This window comes from Rossellomorea sp. DUT-2 (assembly GCF_052665285.1).
The window spans coordinates 104,766-122,406 of sequence record NZ_JBQPEO010000005.1; the positions used below are offsets into that span (position 1 = coordinate 104,766).

Below are 17,641 nucleotides of genomic sequence, written 5' to 3' on the forward strand. Positions count from 1 at the left end.
CGAAAAGAGCCTTTACAAAAAAATCCGGTCCAGGGAGATATTCAGCCTGGACCGGATCTTAATGTTGGTTGATTCTTTGGCGGTATAAATACAATAGAAAAAGGGATAAGGTCATTAACCCGATCAGAACAAGGAACGTATTTTGAAAGGAGTTTACCGGGAATTCTACTCCGCCTATCTCGACAATGATTCCTCCCAGAACAGAACCAGACGCACTGCCTACGAAATGGGTAAGCTGTTTCATGCCGATTCCTGAAGCAATCAGCTCCTTACTCATGACCCTGGATACTTCGTTGGTCGAGCTTGACGAAAGACTTGAAAAGCCAAAGCTTGTAAACATATAGGCCAGCATAATCATGTATTCACTGTGGGGGGATAAGAAATAAAAGATAACGGTTGAAATGATCAGAAGGATATGTGCAAGGAACATCACCCTCATATTTCCATACCTATCGATCAGTCTTCCCACATAAATAGCTGCTACTGCTGACAGCATCGCGCCCGGAAAAATAATGAATCCGACGGCTGTCGGGTTTTTACCAAAAACATGCTGAAGCATAAGGGGCATGACGATTAAAATCGCAAAGTGAGTGGCGAAACCCAGGAAACTCATATATAAGATCTGGCGGTATCCTTTGTCCCGTATCAAACTTGGTTGAATAAAGGGTAGTTCGATTTTATGGATCCGAATCCATAGTCCTCCAAAGAACACGACGGCACCTGCGAAATAATACCAGTGGAAAGTTGAAATGAACAGCAGAAAGAACGTAATTCCTACTCCGGTCAAAAGGCCTCCCCATACATCAAAATACCCTTTCCTGGTCGTCTCATCCGGCAGGAATCGGTATAGTACAGGTATCATTCCAAGGACACATAACGTTATTAAAAATAAATAGTTCCAACTTAAATAATCGGTAATCACTCCCCCTACGACTGGCCCTAATCCAAAGCCCAGAGAAGAAGCCGAGGCAATCATTGCTAATGCCCGACCGCGTCTTGCCATCGGGACAAAACGTCCGGCAAACACCATGGATAACCCGGGAATGGCTGCGGCACCTGCCGCTTGGAATAAACGGGAGAGCAATAGCCAGGTAAAGGTATGAGCGAAGAAGCCTATGAACGATGCCAGCCCGAAAATGGAGATTCCCAGAATAAGCAGCCTCCTGATCGGAATATAGTCTGCCAGGCGCGTATATGTAATGGTGCAAATGGCGAGTACGATGGAATAACCCGATACAATCCAGGCTCCTTCAGAAGGGGCTAAAGAGAAATCCTTCAAGACATTGGGGAGAGCCACATTAAACATGGTGGTATTCATGACAACCAGCCAGACGGTTAAGCTCAAGAATAAGATTGTTTTAGTATAAGAAGGTGATGCCTGTGCATGTGGTTCTGCAGTCATCAATGACCACCTCCATTAGATGTTTAGATACTCGAAGTAATATACCACAAAAAGCCTGGTTGTGGAATGAATTCGCTCGAGTATGAAAAAGTTTAATTTATATGAAATAGTCTATTATATAAAGAGAATATAGGAGGAGATATGTATGTCAAATCTCAACATAAAGGCTTTTGTGTTCGATGCGTATGGAACACTTTTCGACGTTCATTCCGTCATTGAAAAGTGTAATGAACTCTTTCCTGATAAAGGAGAGGAAATCAGCCAGGTATGGCGTCAAAAGCAATTGGAGTATAGTTTTTTACGGCAATTAATGGGCACGTATACGACCTTTTTCAAGATAACGAAGGATGCTCTCCACTATGCCTGTAAGCAAGAAGGGGTTGACCTTACTGGCGAAAAAGAGCAGGAACTGCTGGATGCTTATTTAGAATTAAATCACTATGAAGAAACAGCGAGTGTATTGGAAGAACTGAAATCTTATCAAAAAGCCATATTTTCCAATGGTTCCCTGGATATGCTTTCACCTCTGGTGGAGCAATCTCCCTTTCGACATTTACTGGATGAGGTTTTGACAGTTGATGAAGTGAAGCAGTTTAAGCCGACACCGATGTCTTACCAGCTTGTTCTTGAAAAGCTCGGGGTCAGAAGAGAAGAAGTACTGTTTATGTCTTCGAACCCATGGGACATTGCAGGGGCGACGAACTTTGGATTCTATACGGCATGGATCAATCGTCAGGAAAAAGTGATGGATGAATTAGGGGTAAGACCTCATTTTGAATACAAGGATTTAAATGGGATCCTGGAGCATATGAGTTAATGAAAAGGGACTGTTCTTCTTACGAATAGCGTATCGTAGGGAAAATCAGTCCTTTTATTTTTGGCTGTATCAGCGCAAGTGCAGTGACTTCATGATCCTCCCTTAGAACATGCTTCACTACTTCTTTTCCTGTTCCACTTGCAGCTCCAAATACGATCAATTTCAAGAATCTTCCCCTCCCTTTCTCTTACAATTCATTGTATAGTACAGATAGATCAATAGACTAGAATGTATAGGTAATAGATAACTAGTTTAAGATTCTTGTAGGGAAATCGACTATGTTTATCGAAATTTACTGCATGAAGGAGGATGAACATGACTGAAAAGTTGATTCCTGTATCTGGCGTAGAAGTAGACTCTAAGACGAAATGCAAGCATTACCGAAGCCAAAAAGATATCATCGCAATTAAATTTAAGTGCTGTAATACCTATTATCCTTGTTATAAATGTCATGACAATATCGCAGATCATGACCCTATTATATGGTCAAAGAACGAGTGGAATACGAAAGCTGTTCTTTGTGGAGAATGTAAAAATGAGTTAACCATCTTACAATATATGAATTGCCAATCCGTTTGTCCTCATTGTCGGGCCTCCTTTAACCCGGGGTGTCAAACTCATTATCATCTTTACTTTGAAGGATGAATGTTGGTGGAAAAAGACGATGTGTGTTTCACGTGAAACGAAAGAGGTGAAGGAATGGAACTGGCGACGTTTGCCGGAGGCTGTTTTTGGTGTATGGTCGAGCCTTTTGATGAGCAGGAAGGGATTAAACGCGTTGTATCCGGCTATACAGAAGGTACATCCGCAAATCCGACATATAAAGAAGTGACATCAGGGAAAACAGGACACTATGAAGTGGTACAGATCACGTTTGATCCTCTTCAGTACCCTTTTGAGAAACTGTTGGATCTATACTGGAAGCAAATTGATCCGACTGATTCAGGAGGACAGTTTAAAGATCGGGGTGACTCCTATCGTACAGCCATCTTTTATCATAACGATAATCAAAAAAAGCTTGCTGAAGCTTCAAAACGAAAATTGGAGAAGAGTGGTATTTTCACCAAGCCTGTGGTGACAAAGATTCTCCCTGCAAGCGAGTTTTATCCTGCTGAAGAATATCATCAGGATTTCTATAAGGAAAATGCCTTCCGATATGCTTTATATAAGCGTGGATCCGGGCGGGAAGATTTTTTGAAAAAGTATTGGCCAAAAGATCGATCCCATTTAAAGGTACAGCTAACAGAAATGCAATACTTCGTTACCCAGGAAAATGGAACAGAGCCACCTTACGAAAATGAGTATTGGGATAACACGGAAGAAGGATTATACGTTGATATCGTTTCGGGTGAACCTTTATTCACTTCCAAAGATCAGTATGATAGTGGGTGCGGCTGGCCAAGTTTTACAAAGCCCGTCATGGATGCAAGTGTCAAAGAACAATATGACGTATCACATCGTTCGACCAGGGTGGAAATAAGAAGCAGGGAAGCGGATTCTCATCTCGGGCATGTGTTTACAGATGGACCTGGTCCTAAGGGTCTTCGGTATTGCATTAATTCTGCTTCTTTACGGTTTATTCCTAAAGGGAAATTAGAAGTAGAAGGCTATGGGGATTTTTTAATTTTGTTTAAAGGCAGATAAAAAGACATGGTAGCAAGAGCTGCCATGTCTTTTTATCTTTCTATCTTCTCTTCAACCTTTTCCCAAAGATTTTCGATTCCCTGTACCCGCTTAATGGATGTGATGGTTCCCTGATGCAAGCCCTCATGCCAGTTAGCGAAGGAAAGTACTTCACCTAAAGTGGTAAACGTAGTATGTTCACCAAGGACAAATGGCTTCTCTACTTTTTCATCCAAGCGACCGGAGAACGCTTCTTTCATCCTTTGGGGCTGTGCCTCCAGTTTCTCACGAAGTTCCTTCAGTGTAGGAGTTGTGAGCGCATTCCAGGTGTCAGGGCTCGTATTGAAGCCAAATAGCTCCCCGTATTCAGGTGGAAGTGCTTTACGGTCGTTTTCCCCTACAAAGGAAAATAATAGGTTTTCCTGGGACAGTAGGATATGTCCTAAATTCCATCGGATTGAATTTCTGAATCCGGGAGGCATTTCGTCCGCCTGCTGTTCTGTTGTCGCATCGAGAGCAGCCAATGTGCGAAGTCGGATGAATTCCATTTGTTGAAATAACATTTGTTCTTGCATGATCGATTCCCCCTAATTAATTTCTCTATAACGTATTCGAGGTTGGGAGTGAGATTCCTCTACGAAAAGATGAACGGATTATCAGGGAAAATAAGAAAAGAATAACCTGACGCAGTGTTACTGCCGGTTATTCTTCATTAAGATGCTTGTCGTTACTAGTCTTGTGGTCGGTTTTTCTTTGTATTCGCTTGCCCGGTTGTAAACTCAACTAATTCAGAACTCGTTCGATTCCCTCTTTTAGCATTCGTATTACTCTGGGCATTACGGTTACCTTGTTTTGTACGTCCCATTCAGAATCCCTCCCGTAGATAGTAGCTCAAGCATTAATAGTGTGAGGCATTATCCAGGAAATATTCTTCTAGGGAATACGACAAAATATGTCAAATACCTTTTGAATTCGGTTTATTTCCCAGGCTATATTCGACAAATAGCGGGAGTCATCGGGTTGCCCTCCAGAGGTCCGTCCCTTAATCGTTCACTTCAAATTTGGCGAGGGGTTTCTTGGCAGGACCTTCAATCACTTCTCCTTCAATGGAGAAGCGGGATCCGTGACAAGGGCAGTCCCATGTGTGGTCTCCGTGGTTCCATTCGGTTTCACAGCCGAGGTGGGTGCAGGTGGTGTCTACGACGTGGAGCTTTCCTGTTTCATCCCGGTATCCTCCACAGCGTCTTCCATTGAGGTTCACGACATCGCCTTCCCCTTTTTGGAGTTCCTGTGGTTTTTTAGTTGGTATTTGAAGCTTTCCTTTAATGAGTTGTCCAGCCACATTTATATTCTCTTTGAAGAAATGCTTGATGCTGGGGTCGGCAACAAACCTGGAAGGAGTGTACACATCTGCATAAATATGATGTTTTCCTAAAATCTGATCAGAAAGTATCTGACCGGCCAGAGTACCGGAAGTCATGCCCCATTTATTAAAACCTGTCGCTACCAAAATAGCAGGGTGCTTTTCCGTTAATTTCCCGATGTAGGGTACTTTATCTAATGTGATCAGGTCCTGGGCAGACCATCTATATCGGACTTCTTCAATCCCGACCACTTCTTCCCCGAATTCCTGTAATGCCACATAGTGATCCATCGTATCCTTTCCTTGTCCGGTTTTATGTTTATCCCCACCGATTAAAATGAGTTTTTCTCCATTTTCATCGTCTTCATAACGGAGGGAACGGGTAGGATCTTCAGCACTTAAGTACATGCCCCCCGGATAGTCCTTTTTCGCTTTCACTCCAAGGACATACGAGCGTTCGGCATACATCTTTGTGAAATAAAAACCCATACCATCATAAAAAGGAAAGTGAGAGCAGATGACAACATGCTCGCTATCCAGATGATATCCGTCTGCAGTCACAACTTGAGTGGAGTCTCCTTCGTTAATGGTTTTAGCCGCAGTTCCTTCAAATATTTGACCACCAAGGCCCGTATAAGAATCAACCAAGGCTTTAAGATATTTTAAAGGGTGAAACTGTGCCTGGTCTTTCATCACGACTGCGTTTTTAATGGTTAAATCAATGGGAAGCTTTTCGACAAGCTCTCCATTGATTTCTAACTTTTGATACGCCTCATATTCCTTCTGGATTTTCTGAGAATATTGATCTGAAGTCGCGTAAACATACGAGTCCTCTTCTGTAAAATGACAATCTATATTTTCATTGGAAATCGTGTCTTTAATAAACTGAAGAGCCTTTGTCTGTGACAGATAGTATTTCTTTGCGAACTCTTCTCCAAAATGCTGGATGAGCTCATCATAAATCAATCCGTGTTGAGCGGAAACCTTAGCGGTTGTATGCCCCGTTGTTCCGTTCAATAAGTGATTAGCCTCAATGAGAGCTACTTTTTTCCCGCCTTTAGCTAACAGATAGGCAGTGGTGATGCCTGCTATCCCGCCGCCAACAACGGTTACGTCCACTTTTATGTTACTATCAAGCTTTTTAAATGTGGGGAGTTTAGCCGTCTCCCTCCAATAGGGCTCCGGTGTTTCGGAAAAAGCATTTTGGTGTTGTGTGTCCATATGAACGCTCCTTTATCTTTCTATTCCTTACCATTCTTTCCTGAAATGTAGAAAAAATAAGTCTGAAAAGGAAAAAAGAGACTGACTCGTCTATGGAGTCAGTCTCCTAAAGGAAATTTATTATGAATGTTCAAGAACAGAACCATATTTCTCAGCAGAGTCAACGGTCTGTTTTAATAGCATGGAGATGGTCACAGGGCCCACTCCACCCGGTACTGGAGTAATCGCGCTCGCTTTTTCATAGCATGCCTCATAATCGATGTCTCCTACGTTCCCTGAGTTATAGCCCGCATCAAGTACAACAGCACCTTCTTTTAACCAATCGCCTTGAATGAAGTTTGGTTTACCGACTGCAGCCACAACGATATCTGCAGTAGAGAGAAGGTCAGGCAGGTTCTCTGTATAAGAGTGACAGGTCGTCACCGTAGCGTTTCGATTCAACAGCATCATGGACACAGGCTTTCCTAGAATCGGACTTCTTCCTACAACGACAGCGTGTTTTCCTTCAAGGGACACACCGTAGTAATCGATGATGCTCATGATGGCAGCAGGTGTACAAGATGGATATTCACCAAACCCTAATGAATTTTGACCGAACCCGAGGCTCGTGACTCCATCAACATCTTTCTCAATGGAGATCGCTTCAAAGGCAGCACGCTCATCAATTTGGGGAGGAACAGGATGCTGCAAGAGAATCCCATGAACGGAAGAATCTTGATTAAGCTCCTGAATGACGTCCAACAGTTCATTCGTTGAAGTTTCCTTAGGGAGATGAATCCTTCTTGATTCCATCCCGATCTTCGCGCAGGCATTACCCTTCATCTTCACATAGGTAGCTGAAGATGGGTCGTCTCCAACAAGTACTGTAGCAAGACAAGGGGCAATACCCTTCTCTTTTAATTCAGCGACTCTCGACTTTAGGCTTTCTTTTACCTCAGATGCAACAAGTTTCCCGTCTAATACTAGTGGTTCCACTGCAATCCCTCCTGATTATAGTAAAAGAAGACAAGGGTATCCCCTTGCCTTCTGCCCAGGCGAACGGCTAATGGCTCATGTTTTGTAAGATCGCAGCTCCCTTGTGGTTGATTCCACATTTTCGCCAGTCACTGCTCTATTTATTTTCAATTTGATTATAACACGAATATAAATAAAATTTCTAGTATTAATGTTCGTGTTTTTTGTGAGTCTACATCAAAAGGCTGATAGTCTGCTACATCTAATTTTCTATTATTTCCGGCCCCCTTTAGACGATTTGTTGAAAGGGGATTTTTCATAAACTGTTAGTAATAAGAAAAGAGAAAGGGGAAATAAAGATGTTGAATAATAAAGTAGTCATGATTACAGGAGCTTCAAAAGGGTTGGGAAGGGCCCTTGCCGTACAATGTGCGAAGGAAGGGGCAAAGCTTGCGATTTGTGCACGGACAGGAGGCCCCCTTCTTGAGGTTGAGGAAGAATTGAAGGCGTTGGGGGCAGAGGTGGTTGCATTAAAAGCCGATGTTTCTGATTCCCGGGATGTGGACCGTTTTGTTTCTGTAACGGAGGAAGTGTTGGGGGGAGTCGATGTTCTATTTAACAATGCATCCGTATTTGGCCCTGGTCCACGTTTGCTGGCAGATTACCCTGATGAAGAATTTCTTGAGGTGTTAAGAATCAATGCATTGAACCCATTTTTAGTAAGTAAAAGAGTCCTTCCCGGAATGATCAGCCGTGGGAAAGGTTCCATCATTAACTTAACGTCAGAAGCGGGCAAAACGGGCTTTGCTGAGTGGGGAGCATACGGAATTTCAAAGTTTGCCGTCGAAGGGTTGACTCAAACATGGGCCGACGAGCTGAGTGATACAGGGGTGCGGGTGAATATGGTCGATCCGGGGGAAATGGATACGGACATGCACAACAAGGCTGTCCCCGAATGTGATTACCCACTTGCGGGTCCCCATGATCATCTGGACGTCTTTTTATATCTTGCTTCCGACGCTTCAGAAAACGAGAATGGGAATCGATTTGAAGCACAAGAATTTCAGTGGAATCGAGGTGGGGAGAATGAATGAACTGGCAAAGACCTTTGATATCCCTTTACATTTAAACGCTTCTACCCCCATTGAGTTATTAGGATTCGAAAGAGACGAAGTAAAACTGATGGTGTTGAACCGGGAGACCGGGAAATGTGATCATACCCAATTCAAGCAGCTACCCCAGTATTTAAATAAGGGGGACGTACTTGTTTTAAACAACAGCCGCACTATTCCCGCATCTCTCAAAGGGAAGCAAGGAAGCAGGCATCTCGAAGTTCGTTTATCCAGAAAAATAGAGGAGGACTGTTGGGATGCGCTTATCATAGGAGACTTCTATCAAGCGGGGGAACCGATTTGTTTTTCAGAGGGAGTCCGGGCCGACATGGTGGGTGAAGGAAGTGAAAAACCACTGGTGCAATTGAAATTTAACAGGAGTGGTGTTGAGCTTTTTGATTTTATTTACAGAAACGGAGAGCCGATCCGTTACGAATATATTGATTCTCCCTGGCCACTTGATTGCTATCAAACCGTATATGGATCAGTACCGGGGTCTGTGGAAATGACATCTGCCGGAAGGGCCTTTTCTTGGAAGTTGATACAATCCTTGAAGCAGAAAGGGATTGAAATCGCGTTCATACAGCTTCACGCAGGCTTGAGTTATTACGGAGATGATCGCTGGCCGACACCTAAAAATCATCCTGAAGAATACCATGTAGGTTCAGTGACAGTGGACAAAATCCTCAAGGCAAAGAATAGTGGCAAGCGGGTCATTGCAGTGGGGACTACAGTCGTTCGTGCCCTTGAGACCATCATGGCGCAATATGGACAGCTAAAGCCTTCTGAAGGGGTAACCAGCTTATATATATCGGGGGATACGCCTCTCCAACTCGTAGATGGTCTCATCACGGGACTGCATGAGCCTGAAGCGAGTCACCTGGATCTCTTAAAGGCATTTATCTCAGAGAGGAAATTAATGAATGCCTATCAAACTGCCTTGTTAAAAAACTATAAATGGCATGAGTTTGGCGATATGAATGTCATTTTGTAAGGAGAATGGATATGATACTTCATCATATTGGGATGAATGTAAAGAGTTTAGTGCGGTCGAAGGAATTCTATCAATCTTATTTTGGGTTTGAAGGGGAAACGTATTTCGAATGGGGTAGTGAGAAAATACTATTTATGAAAAAGAACGATTGTCGATTGGAGCTCATCGAAGAGCCTGGGGAGGATAACGGCTTAAAGAGGATATTTCTTCATTTAGCCTTGAGAGTCACTGATCTGGAAACGGAGATTGGTCTATTAAAGGAGAAAGGGTTAGTACCTGTTGAGGGCCCCATTGTTCTTGAAAATGGTTGGAAAGTTGCTTTTTTCTTTGGACCTGACGGGGAAATCGTTGAGTTGGTTGAAGGATAGAGGGTTTTCTTTAATGAGCTGATCTACTTTCATGGAGAAATATACTTTTCAGCATGGATTAAAAGAAATTCAGTAGTTTCTATTGGATTTATCAATGATCAATGAGGATGTAAGTGAGTTCAAAATGTCATCCTGCTTTTTTTCGAGGCGCAACTTAGTGAATCCAGCCGAAATGGGCGATAATCCAGCCGTTTTTCGTGAAAATCCGGCGGAAACTATCATAAATCCAGCCATTTTCAGTGATAATCCGGCCGAAATCACAAATAATCCAGCTGATTAACAAAAAATGTAAAAACTAGGTGCATCCTATACAGGTTTCTCAACAGAGAATTATCCCTACCAACCCCATAGGTTTTATGAAATTTTTTTGTTTAGAATTCTGTGATACATTTATCCCGGTATTAAATGAAATGACTATGGTGTAGGAAGGGATTTTCATGAATAGAGAATTAGTTTTACGTTGGTCGTTCTTCTTTACAGGCCTCCTTGTACTTGCGTTTGGCATAAGCTTGACGATCAAAGGCAAAGACCTTGGAATTGGACCTTGGGATGTGTTTCATTATGGGTTATTCAAGCAGCTCGGTCTGACGGTTGGTACATGGTCGATTATTGCGGGCTTTGTCATCTTGTTCGTGACGGGAATTGGAACGAAGTCATTCCCTAAAGTCGGCGCTTTTATTAATATGCTGTTAATCGGTATTTTCATAGATTTATTTAATTATGTGCTTCCTGCTCCTCAATCTTTATTGGCACAGTCCATTGTGTTTGCTATTGGGATTGTGGTGATCGGGTACGGTATCGGACTATATGTGTCGGCTGATTTAGGGGCAGGACCCCGTGACAGCCTGATGCTGCTCGTAGTTGAAAAAACGGGCTGGAAAGTTCAGTGGGTAAGGAATGGAATGGAGATCATTGTGTTCTTCTTCGGCTGGTTACTTGGTGGTCCTGTCGGGATCGGGACGGTCATTATCGCATTGGGGCTCGGCTCCATCGTGGGATTTTCATTACCTCAAAGCAAAAAGCTTCTTCATTTTTTCCTTATGAGACAAATGACCAAAAGAGACAATCCTTTAGCGAGTTAAAGGATTGTCTCTTTATTGGTTTAAAAAAGGTATTTCACCCGATCGTAAAGAAGTATGAAGAGAGTTCCGGCAGATGGGAGATGTTTTGGTTGATGAATAGACCTGATGATCGATTTAGTGAAAAGGAATCAGTAAAAGAATGAAAGAGCTGGTAGACTACTGTTATCTCTGTCAGAAGCCTCTTTATTGTTTAGACGGTTTCTTTAACGGCGTGCAAAAGGAGAATGGAAAAAGCAGTTGTTTTGAATGCGAAGAACGAAATCAAGAAGGGGAGAAAAAAGATGGGACATGAATATTCAGATAAAATCATCACTCTATTAAAAAAGCATCAAAATAATGAAAATCGAGAAGCCATGGAAGCTTATATGAGAAATCAATTTCAGTTCTTTGGCATCAGGACCCCGGAGCGTACTGCTTTACTAAGGGACTTTCTGAAGGAAAACGGTAAGCCACCGGTTGAAGAATTGCCTGACATCGTTCGTTCCCTTTGGTCTGAACCTCAAAGAGAATGTCAGTATTTCGCTCTTTCCCTTCTGGATAAACAATCGAGATATTTAACGAAAAAACACCTGCCACTTTTAGAAGAATTGATATCAGATAAATCCTGGTGGGATACGATTGATCACATTGCTCCCAATCACGTAGGGAAAATCTATCAAACCGAAGAAGATGACGCATACTTAGAGAAATGGATTCATTCGGATCATATGTGGTTGAACCGGATCTCCATATTACATCAATTGAAATATAAAGAAAAAACAGATCAGGATCGTTTGTTCAGATACATATTAATGCATAATGAATCAAAAGAATTTTTTATTCAGAAGGCAATCGGCTGGGCGCTCCGGGAGTATTCAAAAACGGACCCGGAAGCGGTACAGCAATTCATCGAATCAGAAAAGCTGGCACCTTTAAGTAAACGGGAAGGAATGAAGCATATCCATAGAAGGGCGAAGGGGAAATCGTTTAAAAGTAGTGAATAGATTAAGCATCTGGACATGACGCCCGTCCTTAACAAAGGAGTATGGGGAATTCTATTTTTTAATTAGGTATTCAACCTGGCCTCATTCTGGTATAAAGTAAGGACAGATATATGTGAGAGGGGTATTAGGATATGAATTGGAATGATTGCATCGAGAGAACAAACACTCACTCTGTGAAATGGTCGTTTCCTGCCGAGGATGTGATTCCTATGTGCATTGCAGATATGGACTTTCAAGTGTCTCCTGCCATTGTCGAAGCCATGAATCGCAAGGCTCAGCATGGTATATACGGCTATACGACATTTAGTGATCGATACTTCGAGTCTGTCATTTCATGGTGGAAGAGGCGCTTCCAGATGGAAATAGAGAAAGAGTGGATCAGCTTTAGCCCAGGAATCATTCCGGGTATCAATGTATTGTTGTCCGTGTTAACGGAGCCTGGGGACGGTGTAATCATTCAAGATCCCGTTTATTATCCTTTTTACAGTACGATCGAAAACCATGGTTGTTCGGTTATGAAAAATACGTTGCTTTATGAGGATGGAGTATACTCGATTGATTTTGACGATTTAGAGGAGAAGGCTCGTCATCCCGGAACGAAGCTTCTGATTCTTTGCAGTCCTCATAATCCTGTTGGACGGGTATGGACAGAAGAGGAGTTAAGGAGAATCGGTTCGATCGCTAAACAGCATGACCTATGGATCATTTCAGATGAAATGCATGGAGACCTGGTCTACAAAGGATATGAACACGTTCCACTGTTTAAAGGGGATGACAGCTTGATAGAGCGTAGTATTCTATGTGCGGCTCCAAGTAAAACCTTTAATATTGCGGGACTTCAAACCTCCATCCTTCTCATACCGAACAAAGACCTGAGAGATAAGTATAATGAAAAGCTTACGGGCTATGGACTGATGAGACCGAATGTGTTTGGGATTGAAGGAACGATTGCGGCTTATGAGGAAGGTGAACCTTGGCTTAATGAGCTATTAATGGTGCTTGAAGAGAATAAACAGTATGTACTGAATTATTTAGAGCAACACCTTCCAGAGCTGAAAGGCATTACCCCACAGGCTACACACCTCATATGGATGGATTGCACGGAATTAGGCATGACAGGTGAAGAGTTGTGTACGTTTTTCTTAGACAAAGCCAGAGTGAAATTTGATGAGGGCTTTAAATTTGGTCAGAGCGGGCACACCTTTGTCAGAATGAATATCGCCTGTCCAAAAGAGCGGATCGACTTGGCATTAAGAAGAATCCACGAGGCGATCCTGGATTACAGGGTCAACCGTAACGTCATGAAATAAAGCAGAGGATGAACAAATGAGAGGTCATTTGTTCATCCTCTTTCTTTATAAGAAATAAAGAACGAGGGCCCCGAAACTTCCTGATAACAGAACATAGAGCAACATAGGGACCACGGTTATCCGGATGATCTGACCTTCTTTACCGCTAAGCTGAACAACAGAAGCAGCAGCTACTACATTCAGGACGCATACCATGTTTCCAGCGTTGGCTCCAAGCACCTGTAAGGATAAAACAGTTTGCTGGTCTGCGCCGATTTGATCGGCGACACTAAATTGAAAGAGAGAAAACATCATGTTACTAAACGTGGCGCTCCCGGAGATAAAAGATCCAAGTGCTCCGATGAGGGGAGCGACAAAGGGCCATCCTTCACCCGTTAACCCTGACACTAAAGTGGCAAGTTCCATTGGCATGCTCACTAAATCACTTTCGTTCACACCTGAATTAATGAAAATCCTTACCATGGGAACGGCGGCCATTAATGAAATGATGCTTCCTTTAATCGTAAATAGAGATTGTCGAAAAGTCGCTTCGATTTGATGCCTGTTCATTTTATGGATAAGGAATGTCAGTGCCATGACCAATACAAAGATTGTACCCGGAAGGTAAAGAGGCTCAAACTGAGTGGAAATGTCTGTTCCTAAAATATTGCTCCATCCCACTTTCACGCTTCTAAGCCACTCCTTAATAGGCAGAAGATCCAATCTCGTTAACACCAATAGGACAGCGACAAGCAAGTAAGGAATCCAAGCTAACCAAATCGGCATTTTCTTATCAGGGACGAATTCGGTCATAGGTCCTTCCTGTGCTTTAAAGTCCCAAGTTTCATCGGGTAATAAGAAACCTTTCTTCGCTGCGGGAATGACGATCATCAACCCGACTAATCCACCAATGATAGATGGAAACTCAGGACCTATGAAGGTAGCTACAAGTAATGCTGGTATTGTAAACGACAGACCTGCAAATAGAGAGAACTTCCATAGAACGAGTCCTTCTTTCCAAGAGTGATTTTGACCGAAAAAACGGGTCAGCATTACAACAAGCAAGAGAGGAATCATGCTGCCGATGAATAAATCTATACTCACAGCGCGAATGGCTACGCCACTTAAATAATCGATCATTGGTTGAGCTCCTAACGCTTGTTCCACCTGACCTGCAAGGGTTCCTCCCTGTCTCAATCCTTGATCTATTCCTACCATAACAGGAGTACCTACCGCACCGAATGATACGGCACTGCTATCCGCAATAAGAGCGAGAGAAACGGCTGCAAGGGGTGGAAATCCTAAAGCCACAAGCAATGGTGCTGCCAGGGCAGCGGGCGTTCCAAATCCAGCGGCACCCTCAATAAAAGAGCCGAATAACCAAGCGATAATAATGACCTGAACACGGCGGTCAGGAGTAATCATTGAAAATCCATTGCGAATCGTTTCCATGGCACCGCTGTTCTGTAAGGTATTTAATAGCAGGATCGCTCCAAACACAATCCAAAGTATAGTGAAAGCAATAATGATTCCTTCAATCGAGGCAGCACCAATCTGTACTATGGGGATTTTCCAGAATACAAGACTTAAGATAGCAGTCAGTAAGAAGCTGACAGGCATTGCAACAGAAGCGGGGAAACGTAAAATAACAAGGAAAATAAGAACGGCTAATACAGGAGTCAATGATGTTAAGAGTTCAAGAACAGACATGTTCATCACCTGCTTAATGTTTATATATTTATTTTATAATAAGTTTGTGAAATTTTTCACATAATTTGTGGATAGTTTATGACAGATGAAGAAAAGATAATAGATCATTTATTGTTTTGAATAAGTTTTTAAAAGGCTTATTTGTGTTTGTTCATAAGTCATTTAGCAGTCAAAATGTAAAGAGCACAGAGTGGAGTGGAAAGAAACGGTCAATGTTTTCTCGAGTAATTGCATGAAGTCGCTTATAGAAACACAAACTAAATTGATAAGATAATTTTTGTCCATCACAAAAAAACATGTTAAACTAAGAATCAGAATAATCATTAGCAACCATAAAGAGTCAACTGATAAATAGTGTATTTTTGGAGTGGACATTTGTTTTTAAAACGCTTACATAACAGGAGGATACGTATATGACTAGTAAAACATTAGATCATTTTTTACAGGAAAATCTTGAAGACCTAAAATCACGCGGTTTATATAATGAGATCGATCCATTACAAGGTGCAAACGGACCGGTGATTACGATCAATGATAAGAAACTTGTGAACCTTTCTTCTAATAATTATCTTGGTCTTGCAACAGATGAACGCCTGAAAAAGGTAGCGATCGAAGCGGTGAAAGAATATGGTGTAGGGTCTGGAGCCGTCCGTACAATCAATGGTACCCTTGATCTTCACGTGAAGCTTGAAGAGAAGCTTGCGAAGTTTAAAGGGACAGAAGCTGCCATTGCTTATCAGTCAGGATTCAACTGTAATATGGCAGCGATTTCGGCGGTTATGGACAAGAATGACGCCATCCTTTCTGATGAATTGAACCATGCATCCATTATTGACGGCTGCCGTTTATCGAAAGCAAAGATTATCCGTTTTGGCCACTCAGATATGGAAGATCTTCGCGCGAAAGCAAAAGAAGCGAAGGAATCGGGTCAATACAACAAAATCATGATCATCACTGACGGAGTATTTTCAATGGATGGAGATGTATGTAAACTTCCTGAAATCGTTGAAATTGCTGAGGAATTTGATATCATGACGTATGTAGATGACGCTCACGGTTCCGGGGTCCTTGGAAAAGGTGCAGGAACGGTTAAACACTTTGGCCTGGCAGACAAAGTGGACTTCCAAATGGGTACGTTATCGAAAGCAATCGGTGTAGTTGGGGGATATGTGGCAGGAACTCAGAACCTGATCGACTGGTTAAAGGTCCGCTCACGTCCATTCTTATTCTCTACATCCTTAACTCCGGCAGATGTAACGGCTTGTACAGAAGCCCTTGATCTCATCATGAACTCTACAGAGCTTCAAGATAATATGTGGGAAAACAGTCGTTATTTGAAAGAAGAGCTGAAGAAGCTTGGCTTTGACATTGGAAACAGTGAGACTCCCATCACTCCGGTTATCATAGGTGAAGAGCAGGCGACCCAGGACTTCAGTAAACGCCTATATGAAGAGGGTGTATATGCCAAATCCATCGTGTTCCCAACCGTACCTAGAGGAGCAGGCCGTGTGAGAAACATGCCTTCAGCAGCGCATACGAAAGATATGCTCGATCAAGCGATTAAAGCATATGAAAAAGTCGGTAAAGAAATGGGAATTATCTAATCCCCTTTATAAATAACGTGATAGGGTCTGGCTATAAAAGTCAGCCCTATCTGTATGAATAATGAAATCATTCTATCACCATAGGAAAATGCAGGAGGAAAGACGATGAAAAAGATTTTAGTAACGGGTGCCTTGGGACAAATCGGTTCTGAGCTCACCAATAAACTACGTACTGTGTACGGTTCTGATAACGTCATTGCGACCGATATCCGGGAAACAGACAGCCCTGTCGTAACGGACGGCCCTTTTGAGCAATTAGACGTGACCGATGCCGGGAAAATGTTTGATATTGCCAAAACGAATAAGGTGGATACGATTATTCACCTCGCAGCTCTATTATCTGCAACGGCGGAAGCAAAACCGCTGCTTGCCTGGAATTTAAATATGGGTGGACTGGTAAATGCCCTGGAAGCATCAAGAGAATTGGAATGTCAGTTCTTCACACCAAGTTCAATCGGAGCATTCGGTCCATCGACTCCAAAGGATTCAACTCCTCAAGATACCATCATGCGCCCTACCACCATGTACGGAGTAAACAAAGTGTCGGGAGAACTTCTGTCTGATTATTACTTCACTAAATTTGGCGTGGATACAAGAGGACTTCGTTTTCCGGGTCTGATTTCCTATGAAACATTACCAGGTGGCGGAACCACTGATTATGCAGTAGAAATTTATTATGAAGCAATCAAGAATAACCAGTATACTTCATACATCGGTGAAGGAACTTATATGGATATGATGTATATGCCGGATGCACTTAATGCGATCATCGACCTTATGGAAGCGGACGGTTCAAAGCTTGAGCACCGTAATTCCTTCAATGTATCTGCCATGAGCGTAGCACCTGAGGATATTGCAAAAGCGATCCGCGTCCACCAACCGGACTTTGCGCTGGATTATAACGTAGATCCAGTCCGCCAAACCATTGCTGAAAGCTGGCCGAACGCCATAGACTCCAACGCAGCCATGAGCGAATGGGGCTTCAAAGCAGATTACGACCTAGCCAAAATGACAGCTGATATGTTAGAGAAATTAAAATCGAAGTAAGCAGATTGATCCCTAAAAACAATGGTTTCTTAGGGGTCTTTTTTTATTTCTGAAAGAAGTTCAATCTCTCTT

General features: G+C 42.6%; 18 protein-coding genes and 1 riboswitch. Of the genes, 11 read left to right on the plus strand and 7 right to left on the minus strand.

From position 1 onward, the window contains the following. Window positions 1-58: 58 nt before the first annotated feature. Entirely contained in the window at window positions 59-1,402 is a 1,344-nt protein-coding gene (locus ACOSV2_RS18335) for an MFS transporter (protein ID WP_428976371.1), read from the minus strand. Window positions 1,403-1,547: 145 nt separating this feature from the next. On the opposite strand from ACOSV2_RS18335, the gene ACOSV2_RS18340 reads away from it, so the two are divergent. After that, window positions 1,548-2,219 carry a haloacid dehalogenase type II gene (locus ACOSV2_RS18340; RefSeq protein ID WP_428976372.1) on the plus strand — a complete coding sequence of 224 codons (672 nt, stop codon included), beginning with the start codon at window positions 1,548-1,550 and terminating at the stop codon, window positions 2,217-2,219. Between the two features lie 19 nt (window positions 2,220-2,238). Here the strand turns inward: ACOSV2_RS18340 and ACOSV2_RS18345 are convergent, their stop codons facing one another. After that, window positions 2,239-2,385 (minus strand): hypothetical protein, encoded by a 147-nt coding sequence (locus ACOSV2_RS18345; protein ID WP_428976373.1) that lies wholly within the window; start codon window positions 2,383-2,385, stop codon window positions 2,239-2,241. Window positions 2,386-2,534: 149 nt separating this feature from the next. Between ACOSV2_RS18345 and ACOSV2_RS18350 the strand changes: the two genes are divergently transcribed. Further along, entirely contained in the window at window positions 2,535-2,864 is a 330-nt protein-coding gene (locus tag ACOSV2_RS18350; RefSeq protein ID WP_428976374.1) for a CHY zinc finger protein, read from the plus strand. 54 nt (window positions 2,865-2,918) lie between these two features. Then, complete coding sequence (gene msrA, locus ACOSV2_RS18355; RefSeq protein WP_428976375.1) at window positions 2,919-3,863, plus strand: peptide-methionine (S)-S-oxide reductase MsrA; 945 nt, start codon at window positions 2,919-2,921, stop codon at window positions 3,861-3,863. 32 nt (window positions 3,864-3,895) lie between these two features. Here msrA and ACOSV2_RS18360 read toward each other — a convergent pair whose 3' ends face one another. From ACOSV2_RS18360 to ACOSV2_RS18375, 4 genes are all read right to left on the minus strand, one after another. Next, window positions 3,896-4,417 (minus strand): DinB family protein, encoded by a 522-nt coding sequence (locus tag ACOSV2_RS18360; protein ID WP_428976376.1) that lies wholly within the window; start codon window positions 4,415-4,417, stop codon window positions 3,896-3,898. Between the two features lie 155 nt (window positions 4,418-4,572). Next, the gene (locus ACOSV2_RS18365; RefSeq protein ID WP_258549622.1) at window positions 4,573-4,707 is read right to left on the minus strand and encodes a hypothetical protein; all 135 of its coding nucleotides are present in this window, start codon (window positions 4,705-4,707) and stop codon (window positions 4,573-4,575) included. 177 nt (window positions 4,708-4,884) lie between these two features. Beyond that, the gene (locus tag ACOSV2_RS18370) at window positions 4,885-6,426 is read right to left on the minus strand and encodes an FAD-dependent oxidoreductase (RefSeq protein WP_428976377.1); all 1,542 of its coding nucleotides are present in this window, start codon (window positions 6,424-6,426) and stop codon (window positions 4,885-4,887) included. A gap of 120 nt (window positions 6,427-6,546) precedes the next feature. After that, window positions 6,547-7,401 carry a bifunctional 5,10-methylenetetrahydrofolate dehydrogenase/5,10-methenyltetrahydrofolate cyclohydrolase gene (locus ACOSV2_RS18375; RefSeq protein ID WP_428976378.1) on the minus strand — a complete coding sequence of 285 codons (855 nt, stop codon included), beginning with the start codon at window positions 7,399-7,401 and terminating at the stop codon, window positions 6,547-6,549. A 46-nt stretch (window positions 7,402-7,447) separates the two neighbouring features. Further along, a riboswitch (ZMP/ZTP riboswitch) is annotated at window positions 7,448-7,543 on the minus strand. 196 nt (window positions 7,544-7,739) lie between these two features. On the opposite strand from ACOSV2_RS18375, the gene ACOSV2_RS18380 reads away from it, so the two are divergent. From ACOSV2_RS18380 to ACOSV2_RS18405, 6 genes are all read left to right on the plus strand, one after another. Then, complete coding sequence (locus ACOSV2_RS18380; RefSeq protein ID WP_428976379.1) at window positions 7,740-8,474, plus strand: SDR family NAD(P)-dependent oxidoreductase; 735 nt, start codon at window positions 7,740-7,742, stop codon at window positions 8,472-8,474. After that, a complete protein-coding gene (locus ACOSV2_RS18385; protein WP_428976380.1) occupies window positions 8,467-9,486 on the plus strand; it encodes an S-adenosylmethionine:tRNA ribosyltransferase-isomerase in 1,020 nt (339 codons plus the stop codon). Before ACOSV2_RS18380 ends, ACOSV2_RS18385 begins: the two co-directional genes overlap by 8 nt. Before the next feature lie 11 nt (window positions 9,487-9,497). Beyond that, a complete protein-coding gene (locus ACOSV2_RS18390; RefSeq protein ID WP_428976381.1) occupies window positions 9,498-9,854 on the plus strand; it encodes a VOC family protein in 357 nt (118 codons plus the stop codon). A gap of 437 nt (window positions 9,855-10,291) precedes the next feature. Next, a complete protein-coding gene (locus ACOSV2_RS18395; protein WP_428976382.1) occupies window positions 10,292-10,936 on the plus strand; it encodes a YczE/YyaS/YitT family protein in 645 nt (214 codons plus the stop codon). A 224-nt stretch (window positions 10,937-11,160) separates the two neighbouring features. After that, complete coding sequence (locus ACOSV2_RS18400; RefSeq protein WP_428976383.1) at window positions 11,161-11,919, plus strand: DNA alkylation repair protein; 759 nt, start codon at window positions 11,161-11,163, stop codon at window positions 11,917-11,919. A gap of 131 nt (window positions 11,920-12,050) precedes the next feature. Then, a complete protein-coding gene (locus ACOSV2_RS18405; RefSeq protein ID WP_113969310.1) occupies window positions 12,051-13,229 on the plus strand; it encodes a MalY/PatB family protein in 1,179 nt (392 codons plus the stop codon). Between the two features lie 45 nt (window positions 13,230-13,274). Here the strand turns inward: ACOSV2_RS18405 and ACOSV2_RS18410 are convergent, their stop codons facing one another. Then, window positions 13,275-14,918 (minus strand): L-lactate permease, encoded by a 1,644-nt coding sequence (locus tag ACOSV2_RS18410; protein WP_428976384.1) that lies wholly within the window; start codon window positions 14,916-14,918, stop codon window positions 13,275-13,277. A 413-nt stretch (window positions 14,919-15,331) separates the two neighbouring features. On the opposite strand from ACOSV2_RS18410, the gene ACOSV2_RS18415 reads away from it, so the two are divergent. Further along, on the plus strand, window positions 15,332-16,522 hold the full coding sequence (locus ACOSV2_RS18415; protein ID WP_428976385.1) for a glycine C-acetyltransferase: 1,191 nt from the start codon (window positions 15,332-15,334) through the stop codon (window positions 16,520-16,522). A gap of 105 nt (window positions 16,523-16,627) precedes the next feature. Then, on the plus strand, window positions 16,628-17,569 hold the full coding sequence (locus ACOSV2_RS18420) for an L-threonine 3-dehydrogenase (RefSeq protein ID WP_428976386.1): 942 nt from the start codon (window positions 16,628-16,630) through the stop codon (window positions 17,567-17,569). Window positions 17,570-17,641 lie beyond the last annotated feature (72 nt).

Excerpts from the sequence above, each read along its gene's own strand:
- ACOSV2_RS18335 (WP_428976371.1), bottom strand. The coding sequence starts at position 1,402 with ATGACTGCAGAACCACATGCACAGGCATCACCTTCTTATACTAAAACA.
- ACOSV2_RS18340 (WP_428976372.1), top strand. The coding sequence starts at position 1,548 with ATGTCAAATCTCAACATAAAGGCTTTTGTGTTCGATGCGTATGGAACA.
- ACOSV2_RS18350 (WP_428976374.1), top strand. The coding sequence starts at position 2,535 with ATGACTGAAAAGTTGATTCCTGTATCTGGCGTAGAAGTAGACTCTAAG.
- msrA (WP_428976375.1), top strand. The coding sequence starts at position 2,919 with ATGGAACTGGCGACGTTTGCCGGAGGCTGTTTTTGGTGTATGGTCGAG.
- ACOSV2_RS18360 (WP_428976376.1), bottom strand. The coding sequence starts at position 4,417 with ATGCAAGAACAAATGTTATTTCAACAAATGGAATTCATCCGACTTCGC.
- ACOSV2_RS18365 (WP_258549622.1), bottom strand. The coding sequence starts at position 4,707 with ATGGGACGTACAAAACAAGGTAACCGTAATGCCCAGAGTAATACGAAT.
- ACOSV2_RS18370 (WP_428976377.1), bottom strand. The coding sequence starts at position 6,426 with ATGGACACACAACACCAAAATGCTTTTTCCGAAACACCGGAGCCCTAT.
- ACOSV2_RS18380 (WP_428976379.1), top strand. The coding sequence starts at position 7,740 with ATGTTGAATAATAAAGTAGTCATGATTACAGGAGCTTCAAAAGGGTTG.
- ACOSV2_RS18385 (WP_428976380.1), top strand. The coding sequence starts at position 8,467 with ATGAATGAACTGGCAAAGACCTTTGATATCCCTTTACATTTAAACGCT.
- ACOSV2_RS18390 (WP_428976381.1), top strand. The coding sequence starts at position 9,498 with ATGATACTTCATCATATTGGGATGAATGTAAAGAGTTTAGTGCGGTCG.
- ACOSV2_RS18395 (WP_428976382.1), top strand. The coding sequence starts at position 10,292 with ATGAATAGAGAATTAGTTTTACGTTGGTCGTTCTTCTTTACAGGCCTC.
- ACOSV2_RS18400 (WP_428976383.1), top strand. The coding sequence starts at position 11,161 with ATGGAAAAAGCAGTTGTTTTGAATGCGAAGAACGAAATCAAGAAGGGG.
- ACOSV2_RS18405 (WP_113969310.1), top strand. The coding sequence starts at position 12,051 with ATGAATTGGAATGATTGCATCGAGAGAACAAACACTCACTCTGTGAAA.
- ACOSV2_RS18410 (WP_428976384.1), bottom strand. The coding sequence starts at position 14,918 with ATGTCTGTTCTTGAACTCTTAACATCATTGACTCCTGTATTAGCCGTT.
- ACOSV2_RS18415 (WP_428976385.1), top strand. The coding sequence starts at position 15,332 with ATGACTAGTAAAACATTAGATCATTTTTTACAGGAAAATCTTGAAGAC.
- ACOSV2_RS18420 (WP_428976386.1), top strand. The coding sequence starts at position 16,628 with ATGAAAAAGATTTTAGTAACGGGTGCCTTGGGACAAATCGGTTCTGAG.